Genomic DNA, 13308 nt, shown 5'->3' with positions numbered 1-13308 from the left:
GAGGGGCAGGGGTGGGGGTATGATGCCGCCCCTGGACAGCTGCTGTTTTCCGAGAGACGGCGTCCTCCGACGGGCTTTGCGCGCAAATGCGCCGCAACGAAAACACGCTGCTGGCTCTAGGCTTCCCGCCACCGGCACCACATGATGCAATAAGCATCAGACGGGGAGTTTTCCATGTCGTCCATTCCGCTTCCGCTCAAGGGCGCGTGCCGCTGCGGCCGGGTCGAGATCGAGGTTTCGAAGCCCCCGATCTGTACCGCCGCCTGCCACTGCCCGGGCTGCCAGAAGATGTCGTCTTCGGCCTATTCGCTGACGGCGATGGTTCCGGCCGACGGCTTTGCGGTCACCAAGGGCGAGACCGTCATCGGCGGCCTGCACGGCGCGGAGCTGCATCATCAGTTCTGCGATCACTGCAAGACCTGGATGTTCACTCGCGTCGCTGGCGTCGACTGGTTCGTCAATGTGCGCCCGACCATGCTGGACGAGACGGCGTGGTTCCGGCCGTTCATGGAAACCTTCACCAGGACGAAGCTGCCCTTCGCCGAAACAGGCGCGGTCAGGAGTTTTGATGAATTCCCTGAAATGGAAGAACTCGAGCCGCTGATGCAGGAGTACCAGGCCTGGGCGCGAGCCGGGGAGGCGTCGAGCTAGCTCGCCTTCCGGGCCAGCGGCGCGAAGCTGCTGAGGCCGAGCCAAGCCTGCATGGCGCGCGCGATCTTGTCGTCGCCGTCGAGTTCGAGGTGGCCGGAATCGAGCTCCTGGTTGAGCTTGGACAGGCCCATCCAAACCGATGTCATGCTGCGCAGGGATCCCCTGACTTCCAGGTCGATGTCGAAGCCGGGGTCGGAATTGCACAGGTCGACCGCCCCGTCGTCGACAACCAGCCACCAATTCTGCTGCGCTTTGGCCACTTCGGGGTACAGAAAGTGAATCGTGCAGCGTTTGGGCGGCAGCGGCTTGGGATTGAGGTTGCGGCGCATGTCCCACATCAACAGCGAAGGGTCGAGATTCCTGAGGGTTAGCTGGGATTCGACCCAGCGATGGCCCCAGTCGCCAAGGCCGAGGATGATCGGCCGCAGGTCTTCTCCGGCCTCGGTAAGCCGGTATTCGACGCTGCCCGCCCCGCCACGCTCGGTCTGGATCACGCCTGCGCGCTCAAGTTCCTTCAGCCGCTTGGACAGCAGCGCCGGCGACATGCGCGGCACGCCGCGGCGCAAGTCGTTGAAACGGCTCGATCCCATCAGCATCTCGCGCACGACCAGCGTCGTCCAGCGCGTACACAGCACCTCCGACGCCATCGAAACCGGGCAAAACTGGCCGTAGCCGCCGCGATCGCTCATCTCGCACCATTCGCAGGGATATCGCGCCTTATAGCGCAAAAGCCGCCGTCTCGCACCTAGCCCATAGGGATGACCGCCTCGCGCACCGGTACAGTTCCTGAACTGGACCCGCCCGGCCGATGGCGCGATCCTTGCGCCTGGCCTGCCGGTCAACAGGAGACGACTTGATGAGAAGTCTTGAAAACGCTGCGCTGGCACCTGCCGGCGTGACAGGTGCAATGCCAATCGACGTCATAGCCGCGGCACGAGATCTCGTGCCGGCCCTTGCCGAACGGGCCCGACAGTTCGACGAAGGCGACCTTTTCGTTGCCGAAAACTATGCCCTCTTGAAAAAAGCCGGCCTTGCCAGCGCCGGCGTGCCGCTTGAACTGGGCGGTGGCGGCGCCGAAGTAACCGAACTCTGTGAAATGCTGCGCATCATGGCGCGGGCCTGTGGCTCGACCGCGCTCGCCTTTGCCATGCACACCCACCAGGTGGCCATCCCCGCCTGGCGCTGGCGCCATCAGAAGGTCGCCGCCGTCGAGCCTTTGCTCAAGCGCGTCGCGGCGGAAAACCTGATCCTTTTGTCCAGCGGCGGGTCCGACTGGATCGGCGGCTCGGGCAAGGCCGAAAAGGTCGATGGCGGCTATCGCATCACCGCCCGCAAGGTGTTCACCTCGGGTGCCGTCGCCGGTGATATCCTGATGACGGGGGCCATCGTTCGCGAAGAGGATGGCAGCGAAAAGGTCATCCATTTCGGCGTGCCGATGCGGGCACCCGAGGTCAGCGTCATGGACAACTGGCGCACGCTCGGCATGCGCGGCACCGGTTCCAACGATGTCGTCATCGACGGGCTGTTTGTGCCGGACGCTTCGGTCGCCTTCTCGCGCGCGGCGGGCCACTGGCACCCGGTGTTCCAGATCATCGCCACCGTCGCATTCCCGCTGATCTACGCCGTCTATCTCGGCGTCGCCGAAAGCGCGCGCGACATCGCCGTCGAGATCGCCAGGAAGAAGCCGGCGAGCGAGACGCTGCTCAACCTTGCCGGCCGCATGGACACGTCCTTGCACGCCGCCCGGCTTGCCCACCGCTCGATGGTCGAGACGGCCGCACGCAACGCAGCCTCGGCCGAAAGCGTCAACGACGTGATGATCGGCCGCTCGCTGGTCGCGCGCCATGGCCTCGAGGTCGTCGAGCTTGCGATGGAGCTTGCCGGCGGGTCGTCGTTCTACCGCGAAAAAGGCCTCGAACGCCGTTTCCGCGACATGCAGGGCGCGCGCTTCCACCCGCTTCAATCAGGCCCGCAGGCGCAATATGCCGGCGCGATGGCACTCGGCCTGCCGGTCGACACGATCTTCTGAGCCAACTCCTCCCAAGGCAGCCGGCCGCCGCGATACGTCGCGGCGGCCGTTTCTTATGGTTCCAATCTCGATCGTGTCTTGCCTGACCGTTCGAAAGGGCGATTGCGAGATTCTACTTTTGATTGTATGAATTTAGAGATACAATTTATAATATATGTGCGGCCGGGAGGGCTTGATGCCGTCGGTGAAGCTTAGGCTCGCAATCCTGCTAATTTTCGGGGTTGTGATTGCTCTTACACATTCGGCGCTGGCTCAGGTGCCGCCGCACCAGCCGGGCACCATCTGCTTCACGCCCACTTTCTGGTGCTGGGCCAACCCGCCCGGCCCGCCGGGATTTCCCTGCGGCTGCCCGGGGCCATACGGTTTCGTTGCCGGCGTGTTGGGTTAGGGGGGCGGGGGATGTGGTGGCATCGTCTTATCTTTTGGAAACAGCCGGTCGCGCCTCCAGCCACGTCTGCCGTTGAGGAACTGATCGACGAGGCTGAACTGGTCTCGAAATACGCGGTTCGCGCCGGGCTGCTGGCCGATGGGGATTTCTTCAGGAGGTTCGCGGCGGCAAAGGTTCTGCAGGACATGGACCGGATCTTCACCAACTCCGCGGTGATCGAGCTTCAGTCGGCGTTGGCCGCGTCTCGGGTCGCAATTCCGGCGGCCACCGTCAGCGCGCTTCAAAGCGGATGGCGGCCAAACAAGGAACGGCTGCGCGACAAGCTGAAAAACCTCGGCTTTGTGCTGGCTGCCCTGCTGCTGATGTTTGCTGCCGGCAATCTCACGCTCACCTACAAGAGCGGAGCGACCCTTTATGAGCAGCTTTCGCTGCTCACCGGCAAGAACCCGGGACTGCACTACAGCAGGCTGGAGCGGCAACTGCTGATCGCCGAGCATCAACTGCCGGGAAACATTCTGGTCGGCCAGCCACCGGTCTCCTCAACGGATGGCAATGGGGCGGCGGGTTTGCCAGATGCACCGAAAACGGTGTCTCCAGCGGCCGCCTCGCAGTCTGGCACCACGAATGCTGTCGACGCCGTCCAGCGCAATCTCATCGCTCAGGACGCCTCGTTCCAGTATGTCTACGAACTGACCATGCTCGACAAGGAGCTGAAACTGGTCAAGGAGAAGAGTGATGCCTTCCTGGCTGCCGCAGATGCGCAACTGGCCGTCCTGGGCCGCATCCGAAATGCAGTCTGCTGGGCAGGAGCCTTGCTGGGGCAGGGATGCCCGGCAACCGCCACAAACTCAACTGGAAGCACGCCCCAGCAAGTAAGCGACGACATCACCAAGCAGTTTGAAGAGCAATATGCGTCGTTCGACGTCAGCTCGCTGCAGAATTTTTGCCAGTATCTTGGCGAAATCGAACGTGCCAAATCCGAACAGGCGGGATCGTCGCCATTCATCACCCAGGTGAACTACCTCTTCGATGACGCGTTCGGCATCAACACCGTCGATCTGATGCGCCAGAATTGCCGCATGAATCTGAACTACTATTCACAGTCGATACCCAATCTCATCGACATCCAGAACAAGATATCGGGGCGGCTGGCGACCTATTCCTATCTGGCGCTGCCCGCCCTGTATGGCGCGCTCGGCTCGCTGATGTACTTCATGCGGCGCATTCTCGACCCGTTCCTGCCAAACCCGTCACTGCTGCGCATGATCTATCGTGTCGCTCTGGGCGCCCTGGCCGGAATGGTGCTGGCGTGGTTCTGGGACGGGACCTTCAACAACAATGAAGCATTCCAGACCATCGGCTTCGGCTTGTTCACGCTTGCCTTCGTCTTTGGCTTCGCCATCGACGTGTTCTTCGCCTTGCTCGACCGCTTTGTCAGTCTATCGACGGCGGCGGTAAGCAGGATCGGTGGGCCGTAAGCGCGCCGTCAGGTCATGCACGCGTCTGACCCTCATGCGGCGCGGGGGACTACTCATCCGGTTCTGCGGAGCTGGCGGCGATGAAGGCCTGGGCACGGCGGCTGGCTGCTTGAACGAAAAGGGGCAAGGCCTTTCGGCCTTGCCCCTTCGATTGCTGCGAATTCCAGTCTGCTCTCAGAACAGGCCTTCGATCTGGCCCTGTTCGTTGAGGAAGATCTTTTCCGACGAGGGTGCCCTTGGCAGGCCGGGCATGGTCATGATCTCACCGCAGATGGCGACGATGAAGCCGGCACCGGCCGAAAGCCTGACCTCGCGCACCGACACGACATGGTCAGTGGGCGCGCCGCGCAGGTTGGGGTCGGTCGAGAACGAATATTGCGTCTTGGCCATGCACACCGGCAGGTGGCCGTAGCCGGCGGCTTCCCAGGCATGCAGCTGGTCGCGCACCGACTTGTCGGCGATCGCCTCCGAGCCGCGGTAGATGCGCTTGACGATGGTGTCGATCTTGTCGAACAGCTTCATCTCGTCGGGATAGAGCGGCGAGAACTGCGAGGCGCCGCTCTCGGCGAGCTGCACCACCTTGTGGGCGAGCTCCTCGATGCCGGCCGAACCCTTGGCCCAGTGCTTGCACAGGATCGCTTCGGCGCCCATGCCGGCGACATAGTCCTTCATCGCCGCGATCTCGGCGTCGGTGTCGGAGACGAAGTGGTTCATCGCCACAACCACCGGCACGCCGAACTGCTTGACGTTTTCGATGTGGCGGCCAAGGTTGGCGCAGCCCTTCTTCACCGCATCGACGTTTTCCTTGCCGAGCTCTTCCTTCTTGACGCCGCCATTCATCTTCATGGCGCGGACGGTGGCGACGATGACCGCGGCGGCAGGCTTCAAACCAGCCTTGCGGCACTTGATGTCGAAGAACTTCTCCGCACCCAGGTCAGCGCCGAAGCCGGCTTCGGTGACGACATAGTCGGCGAGCTTGAGGGCGGTGGTGGTGGCGATCACCGAGTTGCAGCCATGGGCGATGTTGGCGAACGGGCCGCCATGGACAAAGGCCGGGTTGTTTTCCAGCGTCTGCACCAAATTGGGCTGGACCGCATCCTTGAGCAGCACGGCCATGGCGCCGTCGGCCTTGAGGTCGCGGGCATAGACGGCTGATTTGTCGCGGCGATAGGCAACGATGATGTCGCCGAGGCGCTTTTCGAGGTCCTTGAGGTCGGTCGCCAGGCACAGGATCGCCATGACTTCCGAGGCCACCGTGATGTCGAAGCCGGCTTCACGCGGAAAACCGTTGGCGACGCCGCCGAGCGAGCAGTTGATCTCGCGCAGGGCGCGGTCGTTCATGTCCATCACCCGGCGCCAGACGACGCGGCGGGTGTCGATGCCGAGCTCGTTGCCCCAGTAGATGTGGTTGTCGATCAGCGCCGACAACAGGTTGTGCGCGGTGGTGATGGCGTGGAAGTCGCCGGTGAAGTGGAGGTTCATGTCCTCCATAGGCACGACCTGGGCATATCCGCCGCCGGCCGCACCGCCCTTGACGCCGAAATTGGGTCCAAGCGAGGCTTCGCGGATGCACACGATCGCCTTCCTGCCGATGCGGTTCAAACCGTCACCGAGGCCGACGGTGGTCGTGGTCTTGCCTTCGCCGGCGGGCGTCGGGTTGATCGCGGTGACCAGGATCAGCTTGCCGTCCTTGTTCTTGCGCGCATTGGCGATGAACTCGGCCGAGATCTTCGCCTTGTCGTGGCCATAGGGCAAAAGATGCTCGCTCGGAATGCCGATCTTGGCACCGACCTCCTGGATCGGCTTCTTCTTCGCAGCGCGCGCTATCTCGATGTCGGTCTTGAATTCGGCCATGACGGCTCCTCCGCAATGATTGTCCCAATGGCGCCATGGCCATCCCTGTCGCGGCCATACAAGCGCGACATCAGCGTTCCTTGCCGTCTCAAAACAGCCGCCCAATGCACGGATTGCGACAGGGGCGAGAGAGCGAATAGGGAGTAGGGGGCTGTGGTTGCACAGCGCCTTATCCCACCACTCCCTATTCGCTACTCACCGTTCGCCATTCGCCATTCGCTACCTGCTCAGCACGTTGCTGATCTCGACGAGGTTTGAGCGCACGCGCAGGATGTAGAAGCCCATGGTGATCAGGTGCGAGGGCATGAACCAGCCATCCTCGGCGCCGTTGGAGACAATGAAGGGCTGGATGTTGAGCGCCGAACGCGTCTGCTGCTCCATCGTGTCCCACAGATTGTCGAGGTTGCGGGTGCGCAGAACGTCCTCGAAGTCGGCATGGGTCGCCTTGAGCAGGCCGTAATAGCCGTAGAGCTGGCCATAGGCGAACCAGAAGCGGTCGTCGGCGCGCGGGTCGAACCAGCCATTGTTGAAGTTCTCGGCCCGGTCCTTGAGGATCGCGGAGGTGGCGCCGATGTCGTTCGAGATACGATCGATGAACTGGATCAGATTGTCGGCGCGGGCGTCGAACACCGCTTCGCATTTCTCCAGCCGGGCGTTGAAGTTGTTGAGGCTCTTGATCGCCGAACGATAATAGCTCGGCGTCGGCGTCTTGGGGCCGAACGGGGTCAGGCCGAAATACCAAGTGTATTCGTCGAACTGCATGTTGCCACGCGCGTCCTGCAGGTCGGAATCGACCTGGCTGGTGCCGCGGACGCGGCCGAGATTGTCGGCGAGCTCGGTCGTCGTGCGGCGGATGGCCTGGTTGATGCCGCGCTGGAACGAGGCCTTGTTGTCAAGGAACGGGGTGTGATCCCACGACAGCCCGAACAGGCCGGTCTTGTAGAGGATCATCGACGAGATCCAGGCGTTCTCGTTGACGTTGAAGTTGGTAAGTTCCGCCGAGATGTCGGCGATTGCCGAACGGCCGCAGGTCTTGGCAGTGTCGGTGCCGCTGCCGGCGACAACCTGCTCGCCGGCCGAGACGTTGCGGTTCTCGAAGTTGTGCGCCGCGACGTAATCCGGGTTGAAGTTGGTCCAGGCCTGGGTGTTCCAGACGAAATAGCCGTAAAGCGCCACCAGGCCTGCAACCGCGGCACCAAGCACCGTCTTGAGGATCCAGCCACGCTGGATGTACCAGCGCCAGGCCCAGATGAACGGCAGCAACAAGATGCCGACGACGAAGCCGAGGCCCCGGCCGATCAGCTGGAATATCCGGGTGAAGAAATTCACGATCGGATCAAGCATATGGAACCCCCTCAGTCGGTCAGGCCGTAGAGCTGTGCGCGGAACGCCGCCTTGTCTTTCAGATATGAGGTTTTCAACGTGTCCACAACATTGGATCGCCGGGTCTCGTTGAGCTCTTCATAATCCTTGTAGAAGCCTTGCTTGTTGAAGACGTAGCGCGACACGAAGTCCGACGGCACGAATTCAGAGATCAGCCGGTTGGTCAGCCAGGCGTCGGGATGATCGGCCTTGGCGCGCACCACCAGGAAGCGGTGCAGCGGAAACACTTCCTCCAGCCTCAACTGGCCGAGTTGCGCGATCTCGCGCTTGGCACCGTTGAGGAAGGGGAAGTTGCCGTCGCGGTTGATCACATCGGCATGGCCATGGATCCAGGTCTGCAGCCAGACCTTGTCGACCTTGCCGATGTCGCGCTTGGGCTCAGCTTGCTGGATCAGCGCCCGCACCGCCATTTCGGCGCGGTGCTCGAGATAGCCGGAGCTTTCGATCCACGAGGCGCGCGGCAAGTCGAGCCGGCCGGTCGAGGCCAGGAACTTGAACACCTTGTCGGCGTCCTTGATCGAGAGATAGCTCACCTGCCACGGCCGCGAGCGGCGGAAGCCCGGCGCCGACGGGTCGGAGATCACTGTCGTCACTTCGGGATCGACGAAGACGTAGAGCCCGCCGAAATGGCTGGTCCAGAACGCGTTGTGGCGGAAGATGACCTGGTCCGGCACCAGCGCGTTCTCGCGGATGTCGCCGCAGACCTTGGCCAGATCGACCATGCGCTGAAGCATCGCGTCGTCACGCCAGGCTTCCGGCTCCTGCTTCAGCTTGTCGACAAGCTTGCCGAGCTCGGCCGCCTTGCCAAGCACGTCCTCGGCCGACAGCACGCGGAACTCGACCTGGCTGATCGACAACAGGTCCTCGATGTCCTCGACCTTGGACACAGAGTCCTCGATCTCGCCATAGATCACGTCCTTGATCGTCAGCGCGTCGATGGCGCGCTGGTTCTTCGACATGAACTCGAACAGCAGCTGCGAGGTGTTGGAAAATGCCGTGTGCACCACCGGCAGGTCGATCTGCGACGGCGTCAGGATGATGAAGCGGCGGTTGACCTCATTGGGGTCGAGATACTGGTAGTCGCCGAGCTCCTCGGCGATCTCTGGCGAAAAGCCGGTCCGGTCGATCTCGAAACTCTTGAGCTTTGTTGGTTCGAGCCCGAATGCCTTCAGCGCCTTGTTGTAGCGGTCGATGAGGTGTGGTTCGTCGACCGGCAAAAGCCGGCCATAGATCAGTTCGTTGTCGCGCAGCAGGTCCATCAGGATTGCCCCTCACCCTCAGCCACTCTCCGTGAAGGACGAGGAGAGGAGGGCGTGAACGTTGCGGCCGTCTTCCTTCTCCCCGTCATTACGGGGAGAAGGTCCGGCAGGGGATGAGGGGCGGCGCCAGCTATCAATCTTTTGCTCCATACTCAGCTGCTGCCTTGAAACGGAGATCTGGCGCGTCGACACATCGATCCAATCGCCCCTCCGGGCAGCCAATATAGTATCCAACACAGCTTGCCGCTCCTTTAGGGCATCGACATTCCATAAGCGCAAGACAGACCATCGTTCCGAGATCATATATTGATCCCGTGTTTCGTCTCGCTGACTTTGAGCGTGTTGGCTGCCATCCAATTCCACAACAAGCTTTTGTTCTCTGCAGGCAAAGTCTGCGAAATAAGGTCCTATTGGCAGCTGCCGAACGAACTTGAAGCCGTTGAGCCGTCGATCTCGTAGCTCGCTCCACAAGGCGTCTTCGGAATCGTTGCCACCTTGCCTGAGTCTGCGAGCGATACTTCGGGCACGTTCATTTCCGCTACGCACTGCGCTGCCCCTCACCCTTACCCTCTCCCCGTAAGAACGGGGCGAGGGGGAAGCCAACGTTGCGGCTAACCTCTTTCCCCGTTCTTCACGGGGAGAAGGAAAGCTCACGCATTCCAAAGCCCCTTCGCCTTCAGCTCCTCCATCTCCTTCGCTGCGCGCTCCCGGAGTCGCGCATCGCGGAGCAGCTTCGACACCGCGGCATCGTCCGACTTGTCGGAGTAGCGGAATTCGCTATCGGCGTAGCGGTTGATCTCCTGCATCACCATGTCCATCGAGAATGGCCCGCGCAGCTCCTCGATCATCGCCTTCTTCTCGTCGTAGCCCTTGTGCATGAAGGCTTCCGGTTTTTCGAACCATTCGTCGGGCAGTTCGATGTCCATGGCGCGCATCTTGATCGCGTCGGTGACGTTCTTGATGGCTCGGCCGGTGAAGCGCGGCTCGGCCTCCTTGATCATGTGCAGATAGGTGCCGACGTCGGCCAGCGTCTTCGGTTCGCCATTGTCCTTCATGAAGCGCTCGAAGACCTTTTCCAGCCCGTCTTCCTGCGGCTTCGCATGCTCTTCATAGGCCTCGGTCACGGCGCGCTGGATTTCCTGCGCGGCATAGAGATCGTGCTCGCCGAGCGGTATCTTGTGGTTCTTGCCGGCGAGCAGGACGAAGATGTCGATGTAGTCGTCGCGGGTCTGCGGCCCGTCGACCAGCCAGCGGGCGCCGGCGCGCTGGCGCAGCGCATCGTCGACATTCTCGGGATAGTTGGAGAACATGCCGAACGAGCAGTTGCCGCGCACCACGGTCCCTGCGCCGGCAAAGGCGTCCATCAGCACGCCGGTGATTTCTTGCTGGCCGGCCGAGGCCCGGTCGTCGGAGCGCTTGGCCGCCACCTGGTCGATGTCGTCGATGGTGCCGAAACCGATGGCGCGCGGGTTGAGCACGTTGTTGATGAACTGGCGGCAGTTCTGGCCCGACTTGCCCTGGTAGGACGAGATCTGGTCGACGCCGAAATTTTCGTAGGCAAAGGGATAACCGGCGACCTGGCAGTAATTGTTGACCAGGCCGGCGATCATCTGGATCAGCGTCGTCTTGCCGGTGCCCGGCGCGCCATCGCCGATGAAGGTGAACAGGAAGCCGCCAAGCTCGACGAAGGGGTTCAGTTCGCGCTCGAAGTCGTAGGCCATCAGCATCTTGGCAAGCCTGACCGACTGGAACTTGGCGATGTGATTGCCGACAACCTCTTCCGGCTTCTTGAAGGTCATCACCAGCGGCTTCGACTTCTTGCCCGGCGCGACATCGAAGCCGTCAAGGGTGAAGTCGTCGGTGTCGATGCGGATGTGGGCGTTCTCGAAGGCGCCAAGCCCGTCGAAGCGGCCCTTGCGCTGCAAAAGCCCTTCGATCGCGACGCGGGCAAAGGCGCGGGCGCGGGTCAAAAGATCGGCGTCGTCCTTGGCGCCGACAAGCGCCCGGTCGAGGCCCGAGACGATCGACTTCACCGCATCCTGCGGCGTGTCGAACAGGAAGTCGGGTTCGGTGACGTCATTGGGCGCCTCGCCGTCGCTGTCGATCAGCTGGGCGAGGTAGGAGGCGAGCGTGAAGGCCGCGACATAGGCCGATGCCGACAGCAGCTTCTTGAAGTGGCCGGCCTCGTCGCCTTCGAGCGGGGCACGCGCGTTCTTGGCCTGCAGCGCTTCGAGATCCGTCGAGCGCGAGAAGATGTCGGAGACGGCGAGCGCCACCGCGATGCCGCGCCGGGCACGGAACAAAAGCGTATGTTGCGGGATCGACATCAGCTGATCGTCGGGGCGGATGGCCGTGACGGTCTTCTGCAGTTCGACCTCGCGCGTCTTGCGGATCGAACCGGTTGAAACCGTCGAGACAAAGCGGCGGTTGGTGCCGGCAAGGGCCGTGCCCGACTGGCCGGAGGAATCCTCCAGCACGACGATGCGGGTGATGAAGCTCTGCGCGGTGGCGCGGTGCTTCTCGATGTCGGCTTCGGAAATCGTGGTCAGGCCGGTGTCCATTCGGAGCCTCGTCTCGCAGGTCAGTTGTGGTGTCCGCGGCGAAAGTACCCTTCCGCAGCATGAACAAGGTAAAACATCAGGACTACGAAGGTGTACATTGCTGTGATGGTTAGAACGGTAGTTGGCAGTTTTGCACGGACGGGTGCATCCATTCCCAATCTGAAACCGACTTGGCTCGAATAGACTGTCAGTATGAATGCTGTCGTCAGTATCCCGGTGAGGCCGATGCGCAACGCCGCGCGCCGCGGTCGGGCCAATACCGCCGATCCACAGACGATACCGGTGAGCGCCACCGTCAGAGGCACGATCTTGCCCACTCCGGCCGACGCGTAGTGCTCGCCCCAAACGGCGACACCCCAAATGAGGACATTCGTGAGAGCTATGCCGAAGACAGGTCCAGGTAGATAACTGGAACGCCCGTTCCCGGCGCTCCTTTCCGGTTGCGCGCCCTCAGACATCCGAGATCACCTGTCCCTTCGACAGGATGTGCACCTTGTAGCCCGCAAAGATCTTCTCGGCTTCGCCGGCGGCATAAAGCGCCTGGTAGGCTTCGTGCGGGATCAGGGCGTGCTTCTCGTAGCTCGACACACCCTGGCGCGCGGCTTCGAGATCGTCGGTGTTGATGAAGAATTCCTCGCTCGAAGGTTCACTTGACCACAGGCCCTTGCGGCCCGGCTTCTCGGCCTTGGAATAGACCTCCTGGATGGTCCATGTCAGCAGCCAGGCGTTTTCCGCCTTGCGCACCTTGGACAGCACCTCGCTGACTGTCGAATTGTGCTCGGTGATGCCGGCAGAATAAAACGGCCCGAGCACCATGCGCCTGAGCTGCTTGGGGTGCAGTTCGGGGAAATCCTTGTCGAGATTGGTGGCGACTGTCAGCGGCGACAGCGAATAGGCCGAGTTCTTCTCGGTGAAGTCGTCGAAGCGGTGGGCGAGATCGGGATTGAGCAGGCCGTCGACGGGCAGGGGAATGTCGATCTTCTCGTTGAGCTTTCCGGTCGCGGTGTCGACAAGCTGCTCGACCATCGCCTCGGACGAATCCTCGACGGTGGCCATGTAGATCAGCGGCAGGTTGGCGGTGCCGTCGAAGCTGCCCCAGTGGACGAGGTAGTAGGGCCGCATCGACTTCGGATTGACCGACACCTTGGCCGTCTGCGCCAGGATGAAGGGCGAAAAGGTCACGCCGTCCTTGACGTCCTCGAGATAGAGCCGCTCGGCCATCGAGCGCTGCAGCGCTTCAGGAAATTCCTTGTGGCGCAGGATGAAGTCGGCCATCTCCTCGCGCAACTCGCCCGACGGCGGAATGCTGGCCAGCCGTTGCGCCGCTGTCTTGCGGTCGTTTTCCAGTTCGAGCACGTTCTGGAACACCGGAAAGCCGCTTTCCGCGCGCGAGATCTTGAACGTCTCCATGAAGCCGAGGCGGTTGCGCCAGCAGGCGAAGGACCGTTCCAGCCGCGCGATATATTCGGCCGCCACCTTGGCGACGATGCCATGCCGGTAAAGCGGCGAGCGGTCGTCGCGCATGAAGATTTCAAGCCCGCTGAGTGCTGCCGCTATGGCGTCGAAATAGCGAACGGCGGGATCGTCGGTGGGTGTCATGGGCAATTTCTCGAATGCATGGGCTCGACGTTGCCCCCCTCTGGCCTGCCGGCCATCTCCCCCACAAGGGGGGAGATCGGCTGTTGCGTCTCCCGTCGCCCAAACT

General features: G+C 62.1%; 10 protein-coding genes and 1 pseudogene. 3 read left to right on the top strand and 8 right to left on the bottom strand.

The genetic code is table 11. The features are described 5' to 3' along the window. Nucleotides 1-174 precede the first annotated feature (174 nt). Nucleotides 175-651, top strand: coding sequence for a GFA family protein (locus J1C56_RS13535; protein WP_214389968.1), 477 nt, complete (start codon nt 175-177; stop codon nt 649-651). Here J1C56_RS13535 and J1C56_RS13530 read toward each other — a convergent pair. Beyond that, nucleotides 648-1340, bottom strand: coding sequence for a winged helix-turn-helix transcriptional regulator (locus J1C56_RS13530; RefSeq protein WP_214389966.1), 693 nt, complete (start codon nt 1338-1340; stop codon nt 648-650). The genes J1C56_RS13535 and J1C56_RS13530 overlap by 4 nt on opposite strands. A 218-nt stretch (nt 1341-1558) precedes the next feature. Here J1C56_RS13530 and J1C56_RS13525 point away from each other — a divergent pair, with 218 nt between their 5' ends. Both J1C56_RS13525 and J1C56_RS13520 read left to right on the top strand, forming a co-directional pair. After that, complete coding sequence (locus J1C56_RS13525) at nt 1559-2680, top strand: acyl-CoA dehydrogenase family protein (RefSeq protein ID WP_214390293.1); 1122 nt, start codon at nt 1559-1561, stop codon at nt 2678-2680. Between the two features lie 399 nt (nt 2681-3079). Next, on the top strand, nt 3080-4546 hold the full coding sequence (locus J1C56_RS13520; protein WP_214389964.1) for a hypothetical protein: 1467 nt from the start codon (nt 3080-3082) through the stop codon (nt 4544-4546). Between the two features lie 174 nt (nt 4547-4720). On the opposite strand, the gene J1C56_RS13515 is transcribed toward J1C56_RS13520, so the two are convergent. From J1C56_RS13515 to J1C56_RS13485, 7 genes and pseudogenes are all read right to left on the bottom strand, one after another. After that, nucleotides 4721-6400: a formate--tetrahydrofolate ligase gene (locus J1C56_RS13515; protein WP_214389962.1), complete on the bottom strand. Its 1680-nt coding sequence runs from the start codon at nt 6398-6400 to the stop codon at nt 4721-4723. A gap of 219 nt (nt 6401-6619) precedes the next feature. Then, nucleotides 6620-7744 carry a DUF2333 family protein gene (locus tag J1C56_RS13510; protein ID WP_214389960.1) on the bottom strand — a complete coding sequence of 375 codons (1125 nt, stop codon included), beginning with the start codon at nt 7742-7744 and terminating at the stop codon, nt 6620-6622. An 11-nt stretch (nt 7745-7755) separates the two neighbouring features. Beyond that, nucleotides 7756-9042, bottom strand: a complete 1287-nt coding sequence (locus J1C56_RS13505) for a DUF6638 family protein (RefSeq protein ID WP_214389958.1) — start codon at nt 9040-9042, stop codon at nt 7756-7758. Nucleotides 9043-9175: 133 nt separating this feature from the next. Continuing rightward, a pseudogene (locus J1C56_RS13500) lies at nt 9176-9588 on the bottom strand (endonuclease domain-containing protein). Between the two features lie 104 nt (nt 9589-9692). Further along, entirely contained in the window at nt 9693-11603 is a 1911-nt protein-coding gene (locus J1C56_RS13495) for an AAA family ATPase (RefSeq protein ID WP_214389955.1), read from the bottom strand. Between the two features lie 20 nt (nt 11604-11623). Then, nucleotides 11624-12061 (bottom strand): hypothetical protein, encoded by a 438-nt coding sequence (locus J1C56_RS13490; protein ID WP_214389953.1) that lies wholly within the window; start codon nt 12059-12061, stop codon nt 11624-11626. Beyond that, entirely contained in the window at nt 12054-13202 is a 1149-nt protein-coding gene (locus tag J1C56_RS13485) for a hypothetical protein (RefSeq protein ID WP_214389951.1), read from the bottom strand. Before J1C56_RS13485 ends, J1C56_RS13490 begins: the two co-directional genes overlap by 8 nt. Between the last annotated feature and the right edge of the window lie 106 nt (nt 13203-13308).

It is taken from the genome of Aminobacter anthyllidis (assembly GCF_018555685.1).
Lineage (GTDB): Bacteria > Pseudomonadota > Alphaproteobacteria > Rhizobiales > Rhizobiaceae > Aminobacter > Aminobacter anthyllidis.
This window is presented reverse-complemented; position numbering and strand designations above follow the sequence as displayed.

Bases quoted from the DNA above. Each gene is read 5' to 3' on its own strand.
- J1C56_RS13510 (WP_214389960.1), bottom strand. From the start codon at position 7,744: ATGCTTGATCCGATCGTGAATTTCTTCACCCGGATATTCCAGCTGATC.
- J1C56_RS13505 (WP_214389958.1), bottom strand. From the start codon at position 9,042: ATGGACCTGCTGCGCGACAACGAACTGATCTATGGCCGGCTTTTGCCG.
- J1C56_RS13515 (WP_214389962.1), bottom strand. From the start codon at position 6,400: ATGGCCGAATTCAAGACCGACATCGAGATAGCGCGCGCTGCGAAGAAG.
- J1C56_RS13495 (WP_214389955.1), bottom strand. From the start codon at position 11,603: ATGGACACCGGCCTGACCACGATTTCCGAAGCCGACATCGAGAAGCAC.
- J1C56_RS13490 (WP_214389953.1), bottom strand. From the start codon at position 12,061: ATGTCTGAGGGCGCGCAACCGGAAAGGAGCGCCGGGAACGGGCGTTCC.
- J1C56_RS13525 (WP_214390293.1), top strand. From the start codon at position 1,559: ATGCCAATCGACGTCATAGCCGCGGCACGAGATCTCGTGCCGGCCCTT.
- J1C56_RS13520 (WP_214389964.1), top strand. From the start codon at position 3,080: ATGTGGTGGCATCGTCTTATCTTTTGGAAACAGCCGGTCGCGCCTCCA.
- J1C56_RS13530 (WP_214389966.1), bottom strand. From the start codon at position 1,340: ATGAGCGATCGCGGCGGCTACGGCCAGTTTTGCCCGGTTTCGATGGCG.
- J1C56_RS13535 (WP_214389968.1), top strand. From the start codon at position 175: ATGTCGTCCATTCCGCTTCCGCTCAAGGGCGCGTGCCGCTGCGGCCGG.
- J1C56_RS13485 (WP_214389951.1), bottom strand. From the start codon at position 13,202: ATGACACCCACCGACGATCCCGCCGTTCGCTATTTCGACGCCATAGCG.